Source organism: Demequina rhizosphaerae, from assembly GCF_000971255.1.
Lineage (GTDB): Bacteria > Actinomycetota > Actinomycetes > Actinomycetales > Demequinaceae > Demequina > Demequina rhizosphaerae.
Window position 1 is genome coordinate 114,997 of record NZ_BBMC01000005.1, and the last position, 21,046, is coordinate 136,042.

The 21,046-nt window shown below is 72.9% G+C and carries 16 protein-coding genes; 3 read left to right on the forward strand and 13 right to left on the reverse strand.

Annotated elements, in window-relative coordinates:
- Nucleotides 1–24 precede the first annotated feature (24 nt).
- Complete coding sequence (locus AOM07_RS08610) at nucleotides 25–1,290, reverse strand: Nramp family divalent metal transporter (RefSeq protein ID WP_082101646.1); 1,266 nt, start codon at nucleotides 1,288–1,290, stop codon at nucleotides 25–27.
- A gap of 289 nt (nucleotides 1,291–1,579) precedes the next feature.
- On the opposite strand from AOM07_RS08610, the gene AOM07_RS08615 reads away from it, so the two are divergent.
- Nucleotides 1,580–3,808 carry a RecQ family ATP-dependent DNA helicase gene (locus AOM07_RS08615; RefSeq protein ID WP_062312833.1) on the forward strand — a complete coding sequence of 743 codons (2,229 nt, stop codon included), beginning with the start codon at nucleotides 1,580–1,582 and terminating at the stop codon, nucleotides 3,806–3,808.
- A 39-nt stretch (nucleotides 3,809–3,847) separates the two neighbouring features.
- Here AOM07_RS08615 and hisD read toward each other — a convergent pair whose 3' ends face one another.
- The 3 genes from hisD to dnaE form a co-directional block, all read right to left on the reverse strand.
- Nucleotides 3,848–5,152, reverse strand: a complete 1,305-nt coding sequence (gene hisD, locus AOM07_RS08620; RefSeq protein WP_062312835.1) for a histidinol dehydrogenase — start codon at nucleotides 5,150–5,152, stop codon at nucleotides 3,848–3,850.
- Between the two features lie 91 nt (nucleotides 5,153–5,243).
- Nucleotides 5,244–5,636 carry a DUF4260 domain-containing protein gene (locus AOM07_RS08625; RefSeq protein WP_062312837.1) on the reverse strand — a complete coding sequence of 131 codons (393 nt, stop codon included), beginning with the start codon at nucleotides 5,634–5,636 and terminating at the stop codon, nucleotides 5,244–5,246.
- A 113-nt stretch (nucleotides 5,637–5,749) separates the two neighbouring features.
- A complete protein-coding gene (dnaE, locus tag AOM07_RS08630; RefSeq protein WP_062312839.1) occupies nucleotides 5,750–9,292 on the reverse strand; it encodes a DNA polymerase III subunit alpha in 3,543 nt (1,180 codons plus the stop codon).
- A gap of 88 nt (nucleotides 9,293–9,380) precedes the next feature.
- Here dnaE and hrpA point away from each other — a divergent pair, with 88 nt between their 5' ends.
- The gene (gene hrpA / locus AOM07_RS08635) at nucleotides 9,381–13,637 is read left to right on the forward strand and encodes an ATP-dependent RNA helicase HrpA (protein WP_228374414.1); all 4,257 of its coding nucleotides are present in this window, start codon (nucleotides 9,381–9,383) and stop codon (nucleotides 13,635–13,637) included.
- 10 nt (nucleotides 13,638–13,647) lie between these two features.
- The gene (locus AOM07_RS08640) at nucleotides 13,648–14,616 is read left to right on the forward strand and encodes an alpha/beta hydrolase (RefSeq protein WP_062312843.1); all 969 of its coding nucleotides are present in this window, start codon (nucleotides 13,648–13,650) and stop codon (nucleotides 14,614–14,616) included.
- A gap of 4 nt (nucleotides 14,617–14,620) precedes the next feature.
- On the opposite strand, the gene AOM07_RS08645 is transcribed toward AOM07_RS08640, so the two are convergent.
- The 9 genes from AOM07_RS08645 to ftsZ all read right to left on the reverse strand — a co-directional run bounded on the left by AOM07_RS08645 (nucleotide 14,621) and on the right by ftsZ (nucleotide 20,940).
- Nucleotides 14,621–15,109 (reverse strand): GNAT family N-acetyltransferase, encoded by a 489-nt coding sequence (locus AOM07_RS08645; protein ID WP_062312845.1) that lies wholly within the window; start codon nucleotides 15,107–15,109, stop codon nucleotides 14,621–14,623.
- A complete protein-coding gene (locus tag AOM07_RS08650) occupies nucleotides 15,109–16,026 on the reverse strand; it encodes an RluA family pseudouridine synthase (RefSeq protein ID WP_062312847.1) in 918 nt (305 codons plus the stop codon). The genes AOM07_RS08645 and AOM07_RS08650 overlap by 1 nt, the downstream gene beginning before the upstream one ends.
- Entirely contained in the window at nucleotides 16,019–16,657 is a 639-nt protein-coding gene (gene lspA, locus AOM07_RS08655; protein WP_228374415.1) for a signal peptidase II, read from the reverse strand. Before lspA ends, AOM07_RS08650 begins: the two co-directional genes overlap by 8 nt.
- Nucleotides 16,654–17,106, reverse strand: coding sequence for a TraR/DksA family transcriptional regulator (locus AOM07_RS08660; RefSeq protein WP_062312849.1), 453 nt, complete (start codon nucleotides 17,104–17,106; stop codon nucleotides 16,654–16,656). Before AOM07_RS08660 ends, lspA begins: the two co-directional genes overlap by 4 nt.
- 100 nt (nucleotides 17,107–17,206) lie before the next feature.
- Nucleotides 17,207–18,070, reverse strand: a complete 864-nt coding sequence (locus AOM07_RS15045; RefSeq protein WP_084830210.1) for a DivIVA domain-containing protein — start codon at nucleotides 18,068–18,070, stop codon at nucleotides 17,207–17,209.
- 101 nt (nucleotides 18,071–18,171) lie between these two features.
- Nucleotides 18,172–18,468, reverse strand: coding sequence for a YggT family protein (locus AOM07_RS08670; RefSeq protein ID WP_082101649.1), 297 nt, complete (start codon nucleotides 18,466–18,468; stop codon nucleotides 18,172–18,174).
- A 21-nt stretch (nucleotides 18,469–18,489) separates the two neighbouring features.
- Nucleotides 18,490–18,972: a cell division protein SepF gene (locus AOM07_RS08675; RefSeq protein ID WP_062312851.1), complete on the reverse strand. Its 483-nt coding sequence runs from the start codon at nucleotides 18,970–18,972 to the stop codon at nucleotides 18,490–18,492.
- 57 nt (nucleotides 18,973–19,029) lie between these two features.
- Nucleotides 19,030–19,761, reverse strand: coding sequence for a purine nucleoside phosphorylase YfiH/LACC1 family protein (locus AOM07_RS08680; protein ID WP_062312853.1), 732 nt, complete (start codon nucleotides 19,759–19,761; stop codon nucleotides 19,030–19,032).
- A gap of 6 nt (nucleotides 19,762–19,767) precedes the next feature.
- Nucleotides 19,768–20,940: a cell division protein FtsZ gene (gene ftsZ / locus AOM07_RS08685; protein ID WP_062312855.1), complete on the reverse strand. Its 1,173-nt coding sequence runs from the start codon at nucleotides 20,938–20,940 to the stop codon at nucleotides 19,768–19,770.
- Between the last annotated feature and the right edge of the window lie 106 nt (nucleotides 20,941–21,046).

Sequence of the window (21,046 nt, forward strand, 5' to 3'; positions counted from 1 at the left end):
GCGCAGGGGACGATGCGGGGAGGCCTACACCTGGCCGGCGAACGTGAGCACGATGAGCGCGGCGTTGAGCGCGACGATGAGCGCGACGATGGTCCACGCGACCACCTGCGTGGTGCGCGAGTTGACGTGCTCACCCATCACCTCGCGATCCGAGGTGAGCCGCACGAGCGGGATGACCGCGAACGGGATGCCGAGGCTCAGCACCACCTGCGAGATGACGAGCGCCCACGTGGGGTTCGCGCCCGCCCCCAGCAGCACGAGCGCCGGGATGAGCGTGATCGAGCGGCGCAGCCACACGGGGATGCGGCGGTGCAGCAGCCCGCCCATGATCGCGGCGCCCGCGTAGCAGCCGACCGAGGTCGAGGCGAGGCCCGAGGCCAGCAGGCCGACCGCGAAGGCGCCCGCGACGATCGGGCCGAGCGCGGACTCGATGGCGGCGTGGGCGCCCTCGATCGAGTCGGTGCCCGCGACCCCGCGCAGGCTGCCCGCGGCGAGCAGCAGCATGCCGATGTTGACCGAGCCCGCGATGACGAGCGAGATCGCCACGTCCCACTTGGTGGCGTGGAGCAGGCGCTTGAGACGCGGCCGGTCGTGGCCGACGCCGTGGCGGTCGCGCGACAGCGAGCTGTGGAGGTAGATGACGTGCGGCATCACGGTCGCGCCGAGCATCGAGGCCGCGAGCAGCACCGTGCCGGGGCCGTCGAAGCGCGGGACCAGGCCGCCGGCCGCGCCCGCCCAGTCCGTCTCGGAGATGACGAGGCCCGCCATGAAGCCGATCGCGATGATCGCGAGCAGGAACATGATGACGAGCTCGAACTGGCGCTGGCCGTGGCGGGACTGCACCGCGAGGAGCGCGAGCGAGACCAGGCCGACGATGAGGCCGCCGATCACCAGAGGCAGGTCGAACAGCAGGTACAGCGCGAGCGCGCCGCCGATGACCTCGGCGAGGTCGGTCATCGCGGCGACGATCTCCGCCTGGCCCCAGTACGCGAGGCGGCCGCGGCGGCCCAGGCGTCCCCGCAGCATCTCGGGCATCGAGTGCCCCGTGACGAGGCCGAGCTTCGCGGAGGTGTACTGGATGAGCACGGCCATGAGGTTCGACACGACGAGCACCCACACGAGCAGGTAGCCGTAGTCGGCGCCCGCGGTGAGGTTGGCGGCGACGTTGCCGGGGTCGACGTACGCGACCGCCGCGACGAAGGCCGGGCCGACCAGCGTGACGATGCGGCGGATCGGGCCGTGCGTGCGCTCGGCCTCCTCGCGGTTGCGCTCGACGAGCGTGTTCGACACCGGTGTCTCCCTCTCCTGCTGTCCTGCGGTCCTGCCGTGCTTCTGTGCTGCCGTGCTGCGGTCCTGCCGTGCTGCCGGGCCGGGCGGTCCTGGACCGCCTGCCGTTGGAAAGTTAGGTTAGCCGAACTTTGACGGTCGGTGGTGCGCGGCGGCGCGCGTGGCGCGGATGCGCGGCATCGGTCGCGGTGATGCCTCTGGGGGCTGGCGGCGGGTGCCGACGACAGGCCGGGCGGGGTGCGGCGGTGGACGATGCGCGGATGCTGTCGGTGTCCCGCCCTACCATCGGGGGATGGTCTCGTCCCCGTCCCCCGTCACCACCGCATCGTCCCTCCGCGAAGACGCCGAGGCCGCGCTCCGCGCCCTGGTGGGGCGCGACGACGTCGCGCTGCGCGAGGACCAGTGGACCGCGATCGACGCGCTGGTGTCGCGCCACGAGCGCGCGCTGGTGGTGCAGCGCACCGGCTGGGGCAAGTCCGCTGTCTACTTCGTGGCGACCCGACTGCTGCGCGACCGCGGCGCGGGCCCGACCGTCATCGTGTCGCCGCTGCTCGCGCTCATGCGCGACCAGATCGCCGCGGCCGGGCGGGCGGGGATCCGCGCGGCGACCGTGAACTCCGCGAACGTCACCGAGTGGGACGACATCCACGCGGCGATCGCGCGCGGCGAGGTCGACGTGCTGCTGTGCTCGCCCGAGCGGCTCAACAACCCCGCCTTCCGCGACGAGGTGCTGCCCCGGCTGGCGGCCGACGCCGGGCTCGTCGTCATCGACGAGGCGCACTGCATCTCGGACTGGGGACACGACTTCCGGCCCGACTACCGGCGCATCCGGACCCTCCTCGCCGACCTGCCCGCCGGCATCCCCGTGCTCGCGACCACCGCGACCGCCAACGCGCGCGTCACGGCGGACGTCGCCGAGCAGCTCGGGGTGACGGGCTCCGACGCGGCCGCCGAGGTGCTCGTGCTGCGCGGCCCGCTCGACCGCGAGTCGCTGCACCTCGCGGTGCTGGACCTGCCGGACCCGGCCGCGCGCGTCGCGTGGCTCGCGCAGTCGCTCGGCGGGATGGACGGCTCGGGGATCGTCTACTGCCTCACGGTGTCGGCGGCGGAGGAGGTCGCGTCGCAGCTGCGCGCGGCCGGCCTCGAGGTCGCCGCGTACACGGGGCAGACCGACCCGGCGGAGCGCGAGCGGCTCGAGGGCGACCTCAAGGACAACCGGGTCAAGGCGCTCGTCGCGACGTCCGCGCTGGGCATGGGCTTCGACAAGCCGGACCTCGCGTTCGTCGTGCACCTGGGGGCGCCGTCCTCGCCCATCGCGTACTACCAGCAGGTGGGCCGCGCGGGCCGCGGCGTCTCGCGCGCGGTGGTCGTGCTGCTGCCGGGACGGGAGGACCGCGCGATCTGGGAGTGGTTCGGCTCGCAGGCCTTCCCGCCTGAGGAGACCGTGCGTGCCACGCTCGCCGCCCTCTCCCCCGACGCGGCGACCTCCGTCCCCGCGCTCGAGGCGCGGGTGGACCTGCGGCGCTCGCGCCTCGAGTCGATGCTCAAGGTGCTCGACGTCGACGGCGCCGTGCGGCGCGTGCAGGGCGGCTGGATCGCGACCGGCGAGCCGTGGGCGTACGACGCGGAGCGCTACGCGCGGGTCGCCGCGGCGCGACGGTCCGAGGAGGCGACGATGCTTGCCTACCAGCGCGAGGACGCGTGCCGCATGGCGTTCCTGCGCCGCGTGCTCGACGACCCCGAGCTCGAGGACGGCTGGGCGTGCGGACGATGCGACGCGTGCGGCGGCGTCGAGCTGCCCGAGGCGCCGACGTCCGAGGCCGTGGCCGCCGCGCAGTCGGGGCTCGACCGCGTGGGCGTCGAGATCGTGGCGCGAAGGCAGTGGCCCACGGGACTGTCGGCGCTCGGGCTCGACCTCCGCGGCCGCATCCCGGCGGAGCAGCAGGCGTCGGCGGGGCGTGCGGTGGCGCGCCTCGACGGGCTGGGCTGGTCGGTGCAGCTGCGCGAGCTCCTCGAGTCGCGCGACGAGGACGGCCGTCCCGTGGACGGCGAGACGCCCGTGCCGCTGCGCACCGCCGCCGTGCGGGTGCTGCGCGACTGGGACGCGCTGTGGGTCGAGGGCGGGTCGGACACGGTGATCGACGGCGTCGTCGCGGTGCGCTCGGTGTCGCGGCCGGTGCTGGTCGACCATCTGGCGCGGGGTCTCGCGCGGTGGCTGGAGGTGCCCTTCGTCGGCTCCGTCGGCCCGGTGCCGGGGCGCGAGGCGCCGGAGCGGCACGACGTGAACTCCGCCATCCGGCTCGCGGGAGTGGTGCGGCGGCTCGGGCTGGAGCTCGAGGGCGGGCTCGACGGCGAGGGGCGCGCGACCGAGGGGCACGCGGGGGTCGCGGGGGTGGCGGGCCGGCGGCTGCTCCTCGTGGACGACTCCACCGACTCCGGCTGGACCCTCACCGTGGCGTCACGGCTGCTGCGCCAGGCGGGCGCCGAGGCGGTGCATCCCTTCGTGCTCGGGGTGCGGTAGGCGCATCGTCGCGCGTCGCCGGCGCGAAGGCGGTGGCGCTCAGCCCTCGAGGCGCGCCTGGATGGCCGCGCCGTGCGCCGGCAGGTCCTCCGCCTCCGCGAGCGCGACGACCTTGTCCCCCACCTGCGCGAGCGCGTCGGCGGAGTAGTCGATGAACGACACGGCCTTGAGGAACGCGGTCACCCCGAGGCCTGAAGCGAAGCGCGCCGTGCCGCCCGTGGGGAGCACGTGGTTGGAGCCCGCGAGGTAGTCGCCGAGCGGCACCGGAGAGTGCTCGCCCACGAAGATCGCGCCCGCGTTCCGGATGCGGCCGGCGACCTCGCGCGCGTCCGCGGTGTGGATCTCGAGGTGCTCGGCGCCGTACGCGTCGGCGACCGCGACCGACTGGTCGATGCCCGAGGTGAGGATGACCGCGCTCTGGCGACCCGTGAGCGCCTCCTTGGTGCGGGCGAGGTGCTTCGTCGCGTCCGCGAGCTCGCCGAGCTCGCGCTCGACGGCCTCGGCCAGCTCGGGCGAGTCGGTGATGAGCACGGAGCCGGCCATGGGGTCGTGCTCCGCCTGGCTCAGCAGGTCCGCCGCGACGAAGCGCGCGTTGGCGGTGCGGTCCGCGATCACGGCGATCTCGGTGGGGCCCGCCTCCGAGTCGATGCCGACCAGGCCGTTGACGGCGCGCTTGGCGGCGGCGACGTAGACGTTGCCGGGTCCGGTGATGACGTCGACCGGGTCGCAGAGGCCCTCGACGCCGTGCGCGAGCATCGCGATCGCCTGGGCGCCGCCCACCGCGTACACCTCGGTGACGCCGAGCAGGGCGCAGGCCGCCAGGATCGTCGGGTGCGGCAGGCCGCCGAACTCGCGCTGCGGCGGGCTCGTCACCGCGATGGACGGCACGCCGGCCGCCTGCGCCGTCACCACGTTCATCACGACCGAGCTCGGGTAGACGGCGAGGCCGCCCGGCACGTACAGCCCGACGCGCCCCACCGGGATCCAGCGCTGCGACACGGTCGCTCCGGGTGCGAGCTCGACGTCGACCGGCGGCGGCACGGTGGCGCGGTGGAAGCGACCCACGCGGTCGATGGCCTCCTCGAGGCCGTCGCGCACGGCGGGGTCGAGCGTCTCGAGGGCGCGCGCGATCTCGTCGGCGGGCACCCTCAGGTGCGCGGGGACCACGCGGTCGAAGCGCTCGCCGAGCTCCCGCAGCGCGGCCTCGCCGCGGGTGCGGACGTCCTCGATGATGGGCTCCACGACGGCGAGCGCGTCGCCGACGTTGACGTCGGCGCGCGGCACGACGTCGAGCAGCTCGCGGGCGGAGAGGTCCTGGTCGCGCAGATCGATCCTGGAAAGCACGGGTCGAGTCTAGTGCGGAGCGCGCCCGCGGCACCGCGTCACGTCACCGGCTCCACGTCTGCCGACACGCATGCGGTCACGGCCGGACCGGTCACGCGGCCTCCCCGGGATTCGGGGCGGCGGCGCGCCTGCCGCCGATCCAGCCCAGATGCGTGTGCTGGAAGTGGTCCGGGAGCTTGAGGCCGTAGCCGAGCGCGCGGTCGACGGCGACGTGGAACGCCCAGCACAGCGCGAGCAGCCCGAGCGCGGGCACGTTCGCGACGAGCGCGACCGCGCCGAGCGCCGCCGGCACTGCGTAGTTGTGCGCGGCGTTGTAGAGCACCGCGCCCGCACGGGGGCCGGCCGCGTAGCCCGCGGCGGACAGGTCGAAGGCGAGGAACAGGACGAGCGGCCACCACCACGCGAAGCCGAGCACGATGACGGCGACGTAGGCGGCGACGGCGACGACCGCGGCCTCGAGCCGCTGCCAGGCGATCGGTGTCATGGCACCAGCGTCGCCCACTTCCCCGCAGGAGTCGAGGGTCCGCCGGGGGCCTCGCCCGGCTCCCCGTGGCGCGGCGAGGACGCGGCACCGGTGCGGGGCGTGCCCCGCCCCGGCTACACCCCGGACAGGCAGCTCGGACCGAGCGCGGCCTTGAGGTCGCCGTAGAGCGCCGACGAGCGCGCCACCCGGAACTCGTCGCCGAGCCTCATGGTGAGCGGCTTGTCCGGCCCCGTCAGCACCATGCGCACCTCGATCGAGCCGGGGTGGGAGCGCAGGATGCCCTTGACCTGCTCGACCAGCGGCGGCGTGACGCGCGCCGCCGGCACCGTGATGGCGACCGGCGAGTTGTCCGTGACGTTGAGGTTGGGGATGCGCACGTCGATCGCCGAGAACTGAAGCCCGCCGTCGCCGCGCTCGCGCCCGCGCACCTTGATCGCGATGACGGCGTCCTCGGCGAGGTCCCGTGCGTAGGTCTCGTACGTCTTCGAGAAGAACGACACCTCGGTCTCGCCCGTCATGTCCTCGAGCGTGACGATCGCGTACGGGTTGCCCGACTTCGCGATGCGCCGGTCCACGCGCGTCACCAGTCCCGCGAACGTGATCTGCGAGCCCTCCTGCACGCCGTTCGCGGGCGTGGCGTTGAGGATCTGGTGCGTGGCCTCCTGGCGGATCACGTGGTCGAGGCCCGACAGCGGGTGATCCGACACGTACAGGCCGAGCATGTCGCGCTCGAGGTTGAGCTTGGTCTTCTTGTCCCACTCGTCGAGCGTGGGCACCTCGACCGTGACGCCGCCGCCCAGGTCGCCGGCGTCCGCGAACAGGTCGAACTGGCCGGTCGCCTCCTGGCGCTTCACGCCGATGACGGAGTCGATCGCCTGCTCGTGCACCGCGTTGAGCGCGCGGCGCGAGTAGCCGAGCGAGTCGAAGCCTCCCGCCTTGATGAGCGAGTCGATGGTGCGCTTGTTGCACACGGTCGCGGGCACCTTGTCGAGGAAGTCCGCGAACGACGTGAACGCGCCCTTCTCGGTGCGCGCCTTGACGATCTCCGCGACCACGTTCGACCCTACGTTGCGCACGGCCGTGAGGCCGAAGCGCACGTCGCCGCCGACCGCGGCGAAGGTCGCCTTGGACTCGTTGACGTCCGGCGGCAGCACCGTGATGCCCATGCGGCGGCACTCCGCGAGGTAGAGCGCGGACTTGTCCTTGTCGGTGCCCACCGAGGTGAGCAGCGCCGCCATGAACTCCGTCGGGTAGTGCGCCTTGAGGTACGCGGTCCAGAACGAGAGCACGCCGTAGGCCGCGGTGTGCGCCTTGTTGAACGCGTAGTCGGCGAACGGGAGCATCGTCGACCACAGCGCGTTGATCGCCTCGAGGGAGAAGCCGCGCTCGAGCGCGCCGTTCTTGAAGGGCTCGAACTCCTTGTCGAGGATCTCCTTCTTCTTCTTTCCCATCGCTCGGCGGAGCAGGTCCGCCGCGCCCAGGGTGTAGCCGGCGACGATCTGCGCGATGCGCTGCACCTGCTCCTGGTACACGATGAGGCCGTAGGTGATGCCCAGCACCTCCTTGAGCGGCTCGTCGAGCTCCGCGTGGATGGGCACGATCTCCTGGCGGCCGTTCTTGCGCTCCGCGTAGTTCGTGTGCGAGTTCATGCCCATCGGGCCGGGCCGGTAGAGGGCCAGCACTGCGGAGATGTCCTCGAAGCTGTCGGGCCGCATCTGGCGCAGCAGCTGGCGCATCGCGTTGCCGTCGAGCTGGAACACGCCCAGGGTGTCGCCTCGCGCGAGCAGGTCGAACGTGCCGTCGTCGGCGAGCGGCAGGTCCTCGAGGACCAGCGGCTCCTTGCCGTTGTCCACGATGTTCTCGAGCGCATCGTCGAGGATCGTGAGGTTGCGCAGGCCCAGGAAGTCCATCTTGACCAGGCCGAGCGTCTCGCACGTCGGGTAGTCGAACTGCGTGATGACCGCGCCGTCCTGCTCGCGGCGCATGATCGGGATGATGTCGATGAGCGGGTCCGACGACATGATGACGCCGGCCGCGTGCACGCCCCACTGGCGCTTGAGGCCCTCGAGGCCCTGCGCGAGCTCGAACACCTGCTGCGCCTCGGGGTCCTGCTCGAGCAGCGCCCGGAAGTCCTGGCCCTCGTGGTGGCGCGCGTGCGCGGTGTCGGTGACGCCGATGAGGGGCATGTCCTTGCCCATGATGGCCTCGGGGTAGGCCTTGGTGAGCTGCTCGCCCAGCGAGAACGGCTTGCCCAGCACGCGGGTCGAGTCCTTGAGCGCCTGCTTGGCCTTGATGGTGCCGTACGTCACGATCATCGAGACGCGTTCCTGGCCGTACTTGTCCGTGACGTACTGGATGACCTCGCCGCGCCTGCGCTCGTCGAAGTCGATGTCGAAGTCGGGCTTGGACTCGCGCTCCGGGTTGAGGAAGCGCTCGAAGTAGAGCTGGTGGACGATCGGGTCGATGTCGGTGATCTTCATCGCGTACGCGGCCATCGAGCCCGCACCCGAGCCGCGGCCCGGTCCCACGCGGATGCCGTTGTCCTTGGCCCACTGGATGAAGTCCGCGACGACGAGGAAGTAGCCCGGGTAGCCCTTGCCCGCGATGACCTCGATCTCGAAGTTCGCGCGCTCCTGCACGTGCGCCGGGATCTCGGGGCCGAAGCGCTCGTGCAGGCCCTTCTGGACCTCCTTGACGAACCACGAGTGCTCGTCCTCGCCCGGCGGGCAGTCGAAGACCGGCATGTAGTCGGCCTTGGTGTTGAACTCGACCTCGCACTGCTCGGCGATCGCGAGGGTGTTGGTGAGCGCCTCCGGGTAGTCGCCCCAGAGGTCCCACATCTCCTCGGACGACTTCACGTAGTAGCCGTCGCCGGAGAACGCGAAGCGCTTGCCGCCCTGGTCGTAGGTGGGCTCGTTGAGCGTCGAGCCCGACTGCACGCACAGGAGCGCCTCGTGCGCCTTCGCGTCCTCCTTGCGCGTGTAGTGGAGGTCGTTGGTGGCGACCAGCGGCGCGCCGATCGCCTTCGAGATCCGCAGCAGGTCCTCGAACACGCGCTTCTCGATGTCGAGGCCGTGGTCCATGAGCTCGACGTAGTACGCGTCCTTGCCGAAGATGTCCTGGAACTCCGCGGCGGCCTTGAGCGCCTCGTCGTACTGGCCCAGGCGCAGGCGGGTCTGCACCTCGCCCGACGGGCAGCCGGTGGTCGCGATGATGCCCTTGGAGAAGCGCTGCAGGAGGTCGCGGTCCATGCGCGCCTTGTAGAAGTGCCCCTCGAGCGACGCGTAGGACGCGAGGCGGAACAGGTTGTGCATGCCGGCGGTGTCGCGCGCCCACATCGTCGCGTGCGTGTACGCGCCGCCCGAGCTGACGTCGTCCTGCTCCTGGCCGCGCTCGCCCCAGCGCACGCGCGTGCGGTCGCCGCGGGCCGTGCCGGGCGTGAGGTACGCCTCGAGGCCGATGATCGGCTTGACGCCCGTGGACTGCGCCTTGTTCCAGAACTCGTAGGCGCCGAAGAGGTAGCCGTGGTCGGTGGTGGCGATCGCCCGCTGGCCGAGGCGCTCGGCCTCGCTGAAGAGGTCCCCGATCTTCGCCGCTCCATCCAGCATCGAGTACTCGGTGTGGACGTGGAGGTGGACGAAATCCTTGCCGGGCATGGGGATGATTCTAGGAGGCCCGGCCGACAGCGAGGGGACGATGCGGCGGCCGGTCGGGAGTGTCGGCGCGAGTTGGGAGAATGTCCGGGTGAGCGAGGACACCAGGGCCAGGCGCAACCCCCGGCGCGGGCGGGGCGGACAGCGCAGGGACGATGCGCGCGCGCCGCAGGAGCGCCGCCCCCGGGTGAGCCGGCGCGCCCTCGAGGCGGCCGCCGCCCGGCGTGCCGCGGTCGAGGTGCCCGCGATCGCCTACCCCGCGGAGCTGCCCGTCTCCGCGCGCCGCGAGGAGATCGCCGCCGCGATCCGCGACCACCAGGTGGTGATCGTCGCGGGCGAGACCGGCTCGGGCAAGACGACGCAGCTGCCCAAGATCTGCCTCGAGCTGGGCCGCGGCCGCGCTGGCCAGATCGGCCACACGCAGCCGCGCCGCATCGCCGCGCGCTCGGTCGCCGAGCGCATCGCGGAGGAGATCGGCACCGAGCTGGGCGGGATCGTCGGCTACCAGGTGCGGTTCACGGACCAGAGCTCCGACTCCACGCTCGTCAAGGTGATGACGGACGGCATCCTGCTCGCCCAGATCCAGCGCGACCCCGACCTGCTCGCGTACGATACGCTCATCATCGACGAGGCCCACGAGCGCAGCCTCAACATCGACTTCCTGCTCGGCTACCTCACCAACCTGCTGCCGCGCCGCCCCGACCTCAAGATCGTCATCACCTCCGCGACCATCGACTCCGAGCGGTTCGCGCGCCACTTCGCCGCCGGGGGCCCGCTCCCCCAGCCCGCGCACGTGGACGATGCGGCGGTCGCCGACGAGCGCGAGCACGACCCGCGCATGGCGCCCGTCGTCGAGGTCACCGGCCGCACCTACCCCGTCGAGATCCTCTACCGCCCGCTCGAGGGCGAGGCCAAGGGCGAGGAGAAGGACCTCGTCACCGGCATCGTCGAGGCGTGCGACGAGCTCATGACCTGGGGCGACGGCGACATCCTCGTGTTCCTCTCCGGCGAGCGCGAGATCCGCGACGCGGCCGACGGCCTCGAGGCGCACCTGGGCGACCGCGCCAGGGACCCGCGCCACCCGCGCCGGGTCGAGATCCTGCCGCTCTACAGCCGCCTGTCCGCCGCGGAGCAGCACCGGGTCTTCGAGCGGCACTCGGCCCGCCGCATCGTGCTCGCCACGAACGTCGCCGAGACCTCGCTCACCGTGCCCGGCATCCACTACGTCGTCGACCCGGGCACCGCGCGCATCTCGCGCTACTCCAAGGCCACCAAGGTCCAGCGCCTTCCCATCGAGCCGATCTCGCAGGCCAGCGCGCGCCAGCGCTCGGGCCGCGCGGGCCGCCTCGCGGACGGCATCGCGATCCGCCTGTACGCGGAGGACGACTTCGAGGCGCGACCCGCCTTCACCGAGCCCGAGATCCTGCGCACCTCGCTCGCGGCGGTGCTGCTCCAGATGATCTCCGTGGGCGTCGTGGCGAGCCCCGAGGACGTCGCGCGCTTCCCGTTCGTCGAGCCGCCGGACACGCGCGCGATCCGCGACGGCGTGCAGCTGCTGTCCGAGCTGGGCGCGATCAGCACGCGCGACGGGCGGACCGTGCTGACGGACATCGGCCGCCAGCTCTCCCGGCTGCCGATCGACCCGCGCCAGGCCCGCATGATCGTCGAGGGCGCGCGCCACGGCGTCGCGCGCGAGGTCGCGGTCATCGCGGCCGCGCTCAGCATCCAGGACCCGCGCGAGCGCCCGGCCGAGCGTCGCGAGGAGGCCGATCTCCTGCATCGTCGCTTCGCGGACCCCGGCTCGGACATGCTCTCCTACCTCAACCTGTGGGAGCACGTCCGCGAGCGCCAGCACGCGCTGTCGGGCAACCAGTTCCGGCGCCTGTGCAGGTCCGAGATGCTCAACTTCCTGCGCATCCGCGAGTGGCAGGACCTGGTCCAGCAGCTGCGCGAGGCCGCCAAGGGCCTCGACATCGCGATGGCGTACCGCAAGCCGTCGCCCGTCGAGGATCCCGAGGGCACGGGCGCGCTGCGCCACGTGTGGGACGACGACGCGATCCACCGGTCCATCCTCGCCGGACTGCTGTCGCAGGTGGGCGCGCAGGACGTGCTGCAGCTCAAGGCAAGCGCGTTCTCCCACCTCAAGGGCGAGGCCCGCGCCAAGGAGATGCGCCGGGCCCGCAAGCGCGCGTCGAACGAGTTCATCGGCGCGCGCGGCATCCGCTTCGCGATCAACCCCGGCTCGCCGCTGTCGAAGAAGCCGCCGGAGTTCGTCATGGCGGCCGAGCTCGTCGAGACGAGCCGCCTGTGGGCGCGCGACGTGGCCCGCATCGACCCGGCGTGGGCCGAGGAGCTCGCGGGCGACCTCGCCAAGCGCACGTACTCCGAGCCGCACTGGAGCTCGAAGCGCGGCGCGGCGATGGCGACGGAGAAGGTGCTGCTCTACGGCGTGCCCATCGTCGCGGACCGGCCGGTGCTGTGGGGCAAGGTCGATCGCGAGGGCGCGCGCGACCTGTTCATCCGCCACGCGCTCGTGCAGGGCGAGTGGACCACCCACCACCACTTCTGGCGCGCCAACCAGCGCGTGCTCGAGGAGGCCGCGGAGGTCGAGGCCCGCTCGCGCACCCGCGGCGTGATCGCCGACGAGGACACGCTCTTCGCGTTCTACGACGCGCGCCTGCCCGAGTCGATCGTGTCCGCCCGGCACTTCGACCGCTGGTGGAAGGACGCGCGGCGCGACCGGCCCGAGCTGCTCACCCTCACGCTCGAGGAGCTCGTGCCCGAGCATGCCGCGGTCGACGCGTCCGAGTTCCCCGAGCGGTGGCCGCAGCTCGACCTCGAGCTGCCGCTCACGTACCAGTTCGAGCCCGGCACCGCGGCGGACGGCGTGACCGTCCACGTGCCCGTGGGCGTGCTCGCGCGGGTCCTCCCCGACGGCTTCGACTGGCTCGTGCCCGGCATGCTGCCCGAGCTGGTCACCGCGACCATCCGCGCGCTGCCCAAGCCCGTGCGGCGCCAGCTCGTCCCCGCGCCCGATGCGGCGCGCGACATCGTCGCCTGGATGGGCACGCACCTGCCCGCCTGGGAGGACGTGGTCCGCGCGGGCGACATGGCCGAGCCGTTCCGCGACGCGTTCGCGCGCGCCGTGCGGGAGCTGCGTGACGTGGAGATCCCCGCGGACGCCTGGGACGGGCTCGAGGAGCGCCTCCCCGCGCACCTGCGCATGACGTTCCGCGTGGTCGAGCCGCGCGGGCGCGGCGAGAGGATGCTCGACGAGTCCCACGACCTCGTGCTGCTCCAGCGGCAGCTCGCGCCGCAGGCCGAGGCCGCGGTCCGCACCGCCGTCCAGCGGGCCGCCGACGCCGCCACGCGCGGCACGGGCGCACGGGACGATGCGCGGCGGGCCTCTCCGGCGGCCGTCGCCGCGGCCGGCCCCGCGCCCCGTCCGTCGAGTGCCGCGGTCGCCGAGGTCGACGCGCTGACGACGTGGCCGGACCTCGACGTCCTGCCGGACGAGGTCGAGGGCACCGTGCACGGTGTGGTGGCGCGCGGCTACCCCGCGATCGTCGAGGAACGGAAGGGTGGTCCGCGGGCCGCGCTGCGGGTGCTCGCCGACGCGGCCGAGCGCGACGCCGCCCACGCGCGCGGCGTGCGTCGGCTGCTGGTGACGGAGGTCGGGCTGCCGGTCAAGCGCGTGACCACGCGCTGGAGCCCCGCGGAGTCGCTCGCGCTCGGCGCGTCGCCCTATCGGAGCACCGAGGCGCTCGTCGACGACCTCCAGCTCGCGGCGGTCGCGCGGCTCGCTCCCGATGCGGGCGGCGTGCGCGACCGGGCCGCCTACGAGGCGCTGCGCGCCCGCGTGCGCGACGGCCTCGAGGACGCGGTGCTGGACGTCGCGCGCGAGGCCGCCGCCGCCCTCACCGCCGCGCGCGAGCTCGACGTGGCCGTGCGCGGCGCGACCTCGCTCGCGCTGCTGTCGACGCTGCAGGAGCTGCGCGAGCAGGCGGCGGCGCTCGTCGGCGACGGCTTCGTCCGGAACACCCCCGCCGCACGGCTCCCCCACCTGGCGCGCTACCTCAGGGCGGGCGCGCACCGTCTCGAGAAGGCGCAGCAGGACCCGTCCAAGGACGCGCAGCTCGCGTGGCAGGTCGCCCAGGTGGTCGAGGCGTACGACACCGTGCGCGCGGCGCACGCCAAGGGCCGGACCGATCCCGCGACGCTCGCCGCGCTCGACGGCGTGCGGTGGATGCTCGAGGAGCTGCGGGTGTCGCTGTTCGCGCAGCGGCTCGGCACCGACGGGCCTGTGAGCGAGCAGCGCATCCGCAAGGCGTTGGCCGCGATCGGCTAACGTGCCTGGCATGAGCGACCCCGCGGCCCCCGACACCGCCCGCACCGCGCCCGCGTGGCAGGCCTGGACCATCCGAGGCGTCGCCGCGCTCGCGGTGGCGACCTCCCTCGTCGTCGCGGCGCTCGCGTGGGGCGCCGTGGTGCACGGGCACCCCGCGTACGCGATCCTGCTCGCCGTCACCGTGCTCGTGGGCGGGCTCATGCTGGTCCGGTGGCGGCGCGCGCGGCGCGCCGGCGGCATGGGCCTGCTGCTCGTGCGTGCGACGGGGGTCGTCGCGGCGCTCGCGTGGGTCGCGCTCATCGCGTGGCTCAAGCCCTTCGTCGCGACCGAGCCCGCGCTCGCGTGGATGGAGGCCGCGTCCGAGGGGCAGCTGATCGACTACGGCACGGTCGTCTCCGAGACCGCCACGACCATCACCCTCGAGGCGGTCGGCCGCGAGTGCGACACCGCGGTGCTGTTCTACCCGGGCGCGCGCGTCGACCCGCGCGCCTACGTGCCTCACCTCTCCCTCCTCGCCGACGAGTGCGCGACCGTGGTGATCGTCAAGGAGCCGCTCGGCATCGCGTTCCTGTCCATGGGCGCGCTCGAGTCCGCGCAGGCCCGGTTCCCCGGTCACGACTGGGTCGTCGCCGGCCACTCGCTCGGCGGCACCGTCGCCGCCTTGGACGCGGAGCGCGCGGACACCGCGGGACTGCTGCTGTGGGCCTCGTACCCGGCCGGCGACATGACCTCGTACGAGGGCAGGGTCACCTCGGTGTCGGGCTCGAACGACGGCCTCGCGACGCCCGCGGACATCGAGGCGTCGCGCGCGGACCTGCCCGACGACGCGAGCTTCACCGAGATCGAGGGCGCGGTGCACGCGCAGTTCGGCTACTACGGCGCGCAGCCGGGCGACGGAGTGCCCACGATCGGCGACGACGAGGCCCGCGACGCGATCGTCGCGGCGAGCCTGCTGAGCGTCCACCTCCCACGACGGTGACGCGTCAGGCCACGACGTCCTTGTACGCGTCGTGGTGCGGGATGCCCTCGTCGAGATAGCCCTCGCCGTGCGCGACGTAGCCGAGCCGCGCGTAGAACGGCATCGCCTGGTCCTGCGCGCTCAGCTCGACGCGCACGCGGCCGCCGGCGCCGTGACGGGCGAGCGCCTGGGCCTCGAGCGCGTCCATGAGCGCGCGGCCGGCACCCGTGCCGCGCGCCTCCGCGGTGACGGCGAGGCGGCCGATGTGAGGGTTCGCGGGATCCATGGCGCCGTGGTCGGCGTGGAACGCGTCGGTGTGCGGCGCCAGCAGCCGACCGGTGCCGAGCACGACGCCGTCGTCGCGGCGGGCGAGCACGTGCACGGTGCGCGGGTCGTCGTCCAGGTCGTCGCGCTCCATGTCGGGCGAGACGCCCTGCTCGTCGACGAAGACCGCGAAGCGCACGCGCATGGCCTCGTCCAGCTGGGCCGTCGAGCCCACGACCTCGACGCGCATCAGCCGCGCAGGGTCTCGAGGGCCGCGGCGAGGTCGTCCGGGTAGTGCGACGTCACCCGCACCTCACCCCCGCGCGTGGGGTGCTCGAACGCGAGCTCGTGCGCGTGGAGCCACTGGCGCGTGAGGTCGAGGCGCTTCGCGAGCGTCGGGTCCGCGCCGTACGTGAGGTCCCCCGCGAGCGGGTGGCGCATCGCGGCCATGTGCACGCGGATCTGGTGCGTGCGGCCGGTCTCGAGGTGGATCTCGAGCAGCGAGGCCGCGGGGAACATCTCGAGCACCTCGTAGTGCGTCACCGAAGGCTTGCCGCCCTCGACCACCGCGAACTTCCAGTCGGAGCTGGGGTGACGCCCGATGGGCGCGTCGATCGTGCCCTCGGTCGGGTCGAGGTGGCCCTGCGCGACCGCGTGGTAGATCTTGTCGACCGTGCGCTCCTTGAACGCGCGCTTGAGGGCGCTGTACGCGGGCACCGTGCGGGCGACGACCATGAGGCCCGACGTGCCGACGTCGAGCCGATGCACGATGCCCTGGCGCTCCGGCGGGCCCGCCTCCGCGAGGCGGTAGCCGGACGCGGTGAGGGCGCCGACGACCGTCGGGCCGGTCCAGCCCGGCGACGGATGCGCGGCGACGCCGATGGGCTTGTTCACGACGACGATGTCCTCGTCCTCGTACGCCACCTCGAGGCCGCCCTCGATAGGCGGCTCGGGCGCCGCGGGGCGGTCCTCGGGGATGTCGACGGCGAGGATGCCGTCCGCGAGGCGGTCGGAGCGGCCGAGCGTGCGCCCCTCGAGCATGACGTTGCCGTCGTCGAGGAGCTCCGCGGCCTTGGTGCGCGACATGCCGAGCATGCGCGCCAGCGCCGCGTCGGCCCGCTCCCCCACGAGCGCGTCGGGGACGGGCAGGTAGCGGGTCTCAGCCACGCCGCTGCGCGCCGTCGGTGTCGGCGTCGGTGCCGGTGTCCGCGTCGGTGCCGGCCGTGCCGGGCCCGGCCGCCGCATCGTCCGCGGCCTCGCCCTCCGCGCCGGCGTCGGCGCCGTCCGTGCCGGCCCCAGCCGCCGCATCGTCCGCGGCCTCGCCGTCGGCGGGCTCGAGGATCGGCTTGGAGAACAGGCCGGCGGCCACGATGGCGACCGCAGCGCCGACGATCGCGATGTCGGCGACGTTGCCGACGAACTGGTCGGCGTAGTTGATCATGTCAACCACGTGGCCCTCGCCGAAGGACGGCTGGCGGAAGATGCGGTCGATGAGGTTGCCCAGCGCGCCTCCCAGGGCGATGCCGAACACGGCGACGGCCCAGGGCCGCTGCGCGCGACGGCCGTAGACGATGATGCCGACCGTGACGAGCGCCGCGACGATCGTGAGGATCCACGTCGTCTCGTCGCCGAGGCTGAACGCCGCGCCCGAGTTGAAGACCAGCTGGATCGACAGCAGGTCACCCAGGACCGGGTGCTTCACATACGGCTCGAGGGTCTCGAGCGCCCATTGCTTGGTGAGCTGGTCGACGACGACCACGCCCGCGGCGTACAGCCAGAACGCCGGCCTCCAGGTCAACGGCGCTCCTCGCGCTGCTTGCACGTGACGCACAGGTTCGCGCGCGGGAACGCCATGAGGCGCGCCCGACCGATGCCCTGGCCGCACGACTGGCAGGCGCCGTAGGTGCCCACCTTGATGCGGCGCAGCGCGTCGACGCTCTGCTCGAGCATGTCGCGCGTGTTGTTGACGATCGACATCTCCTGCTCGCGCTCGAGAGCGGTCGAGCCGGCGTCGGCCTGGTCGTCCCCCGCGCCCTCGGACGTGTGCAGCAGGTCGTCGAGCTCGTGCTCCGTGACGCCCAGCTCGGTGACGAGCCGCTCGACGTCGGAGTTGAGCACCTCGACGATCTGTCGAAGGTCCGAGATCTTCCAGGCGTCGTCGCCGTCGCGCACGGGAAGCTTCTTCACATCCGCCGGCTTCAGCTCGGCGGGGTCCACCACCACGATGGTCACATCGGTGCTGCTCATGACTGTCCTCGTCTCTGCCTGGTGAAAGGAGGGTAGTCCCCTCCGGAGCACATAGCAAAGCGCCGCGCCCGAAGGCGCGGCGCGTTGCGTGTCACAAGCGTCAGTCCTGCTTGTTCTCGTCGCCCTCCTCGGGCTGGCTCCACGGGCTCTGCGGCGTGTACGGCGTGCCGTACTGCGTCGCCTGCGGCTGGTACGGCTGCTCCGCGAGCTTGGGGGTCATGCCGGTGACCGGGGCGAACGGGTGCGGCTCGTCGGCCGGCTCCTCGGGGGCCTCGTCCTTCGGCTCCTCGGCGCCCTCCGCGGGGGCCTCCTCGCCCTCGTCGGCGGACTCGGCCGGGGCCTCCGCCGCGAAGTCCTCCTCGGGCGCCTCGGTCGCGGCCGGGGCCTCGTCCATGAGGTCCTCGCCCACGAAGGTCGCCGTCGGCGCGGGGGCGGTACCCTCCGCGTGGTCGAGGTCGCCCAGCAGGTTGGACAGGTACGACTTGAGGCGGGCGCGGTAGTCGCGCTCGAAGCGGCGCAGGTCGTCGATCTTCGTCTCGAGCAGCGAGCGCTCGGTGTTGAGCTCGTCCATGCGGGCCTGCGCGTCGGTCTCGGCGCGCTCGACGATGGACTCGGCCTTGGCCTTGCCCTCCTCGACGAGGCGCTCCTTCTCCTCCTCGCCGGCGGCCACGTACTCGTCGTGGAGCTTCTGCGCCATGGCGAGCATGCCGGTCGGGGTGGGCGGGTTGACGTCGGTGGCGGCCGCGAGCAGGCCGGTCTCCTGCGTCGGCTCGGCGGCGGGGGCCGGCGCACCGCCGCCCTCCTGCACCTTGGCGGCGAGCTCGTCGCGCTCCTGCGTGAGCTGCGCGATCGTGGCCGCGACCTCGTCGAGGAAGTCGTCCACCTCGTCCTGGTCGAAGCCCTCGCGGTACTTGGTCTTGGAGAAGGCCTTGTTGAGGACGTCCTCGGCGGTCAGCAATGCCATGTCGACTTCCACCTCACGCGGGTAGGGGCCGGTCTCCCGGCCTTGCGGATACTTCGTCACTGTACCGACAGATGTATCGGCACGCACTTGAGACTTGCAGGTCAGCGGCTCATCGCGACGGCGCTGACGACCTGGTAGAGCAACGACACCGCGAGGAAGACGATGAGGAAGGCCAGGTCGATGCGGACCTGCCCGAGCGACAGCGGCGGCACCACGCGGCGCACCGCCTTGATCGGCGGGTCGGTCACGGTGAGGACGCTCTCGACCGCGACGAGCGCCGCACCCGTGGGGCGCCAGTCGTGCGCGAAGGCCATGACGAGGCTGACGATGACGCGGCCGAGCAGCGCCATCATGAACAGGAAGAGCACGAACTGCAGCGCGCCGAAGAGGAAGGACACGCTGCGAGCCTACCGCGAGGCTCAGGCCTGGTTGTAGAAGGCCTGGTCCTGGACGGGCTCGTCGTCGATGCCGATCTCCACGTGCGCGGGCGAGAGCAGGAACACCGAGGTGGTGACGCGCTCGATCGAGCCGTGGAGGCCGAAGGACAGGCCCGCGGAGAAGTCGACGAGGCGCTTGGCGTCGGCGTCGGTCATCTCCGTGAGGTTCATGATCACCGGCACGCCCATGCGGAACGCCTCGCCGATGAGACGCGCGTCGTTGTAGCTGCGCGGCTTGATGGTCTGGATGCGGCGCAGGTCCTTCGCGGGCACCTCGGCGGCCTCGCGAGGCGCGCGGGCGTGCTTGGTCGGCGCCGCCTTCGGGCCATGCTGCGCCTGCTTCACCTCGGAGACGTCGTGCAGGTTGGTCACGGGCGCCAGGTCGGGCTCCGCGTAGCCGTACTCGTCCTGCTCGCTCACGTCGAAGCCGAGGTACTGGATCGCCTTGCGCATTGCGCTCATCATGACCCCCTGGTCGTGGTGCCGTTCAACGCCTTCACGGTAGGGCCGCGACAGGCCTGGTCAGCGGACCGACACGCCGCAGACGATGACGCCGGCGTGACGTCCCGTGACGCCGTCGCGCCGGTGCGAGAACAGCCGCGCGTCCTCGAGGGTGCACAGCCGCTGGCGCAGCACGCTCGAGAAGCCCAGCTCCCCCAGCCGCGTCTCGACCGCGCGGGGCAGGTCGAGCGCCGGCGTGCCCGCCCGCGTGGTCGACCGGGCCGTGGGATGACGCGACGCGACCGCGTCGCGCATCTCCTCCGGCACCTCGTAGCAGCGCCCGCAGGCCGCGGGGCCGATGCTCGCCGACATGCCCTCGCGGACGCGCCGCTGGGCGGGGCTGCGCAGGTCGAGCAGCGCAGCGACGGCGGCGTCCACCGCTCCCAGGCGCACGCCCTCGCGGCCCGCGTGGACCGCGGCGACGGCGCCCGTGGCGGCGTCGTGCATGAGGATCGGCACGCAGTCGGCCGCGATCGCCGCGAGCGCGACGCCCGGCGCGCGCGTGACGAGCACGTCGGCGACGGCGGGATCCTCGCCGGGGCGCGTCACCTCGGCGACCCGGATCCCGTGCTCGGCGTGGAGGAACGAGACGGGCGCGCCCGCCATGACGGAGACGGCCGCGCGGTTCTGCGCGACCGCCTCCGGGTCGTCACCCACGTGGGTGGCGAGGTTGAGCGACTCGTACGGGGCGGCGGAGACGCCGCCCGCCCGGGTGGTGAAGAACGCGCGAACCGGCAGCCCGGCGTCGAGCACCCCTCCCTACCGGAGGAACTCGGGCACGTCGAGCGTGTCGGCCGCCGGGCGGGCCGGCGGGGTCAGCGGGATCGCGTCGGTCGCGGGCGCCGGGTCCTTCGCCTCGGAGGTCGGGCCGGCGGGGATGACGTCGGTCTCGACCGGGGCGTCGATCGGCTCGAGCTCCTCGGCCTTGGGCGCCGGGTTGGACTCGATGGCGCCGAGCGCGCCGGCGTGGGCCCGGTGGGTCGGGGCGCCGCCGTCGAAGCCGGCGGCGATGACGGTGATGCGGAGCTCGTCGCCCAGCGAGTCGTCGATGACCGTTCCGAAGATGATGTTCGCCTCGGGGTGGGCCGCCTCGCGCACCAGGCGGGCCGCGGTCTCGACCTCCTTGATGCCGAGGTTCGAGCCGCCCGAGATCGACAGCAGCACGCCGTGCGCGCCCTCGATCGACGCCTCGAGCAGCGGCGACGCGATCGCGCCCTCCGCGGCCTCGAGCGCGCGCGACTCGCCGCGGGCGCTCGCCACGCCCATGAGCGCGGTGCCCGCGCCCTGCATCACGGACTTGACGTCGTTGAAGTCGACGTTGATGAGGCCCGGGGTGGTGATGAGGTCGGTGATGCCCTGGACGCCGCCCTGGAGCACCTGGTCCGCCGCGGCGAACGCGCCGAGCACGCTCAGCTGCGTGTCGGAGATGTCGAGCAGGCGGTCGTTGGGGATGACGATGAGGGTGTCGACCTCGTCGCGCAGCGTCGCGATGCCGTTGTCGGCCTGGTCCGCGCGGCGGCGGCCCTCGAAGCCGAACGGGCGGGTCACCACGCCGACGGTGAGCGCGCCGAGCGAGCGCGCGATGCGGGCCACGACGGGCGCGCCGCCGGTGCCGGTGCCGCCGCCCTCGCCCGCAGTGACGAAGACCATGTCGGCGCCGCGGAGGGCCTCCGCGATCTCGTCCTCGTGGTCCTCGGCGGCCTTCTTGCCGACCTCCGGGTCGGCGCCGGCGCCGAGACCGCGGGTGAGCTCGCGACCGATGTCGAGCTTCACGTCCGCGTCGGACATGAGGAGCGCCTGCGCATCGGTGTTGATCGCGATGAATTCGGCTCCCTTGAGGCCGACGTCGATCATGCGGTTCACGGCATTGACGCCGCCGCCGCCCACGCCGACGACCTTGATGTGCGTGATGTAGTTCTGCGGTGCGGCCATGGTGCCTGTCCCTTCAACCTTAACCCTCAAGTTGAGGGTTATAGTTATGTCAAGTCGTTCACTGACGAAGGTACGGGCGGGCCGCTCCGATGCCGCCGCCGACACG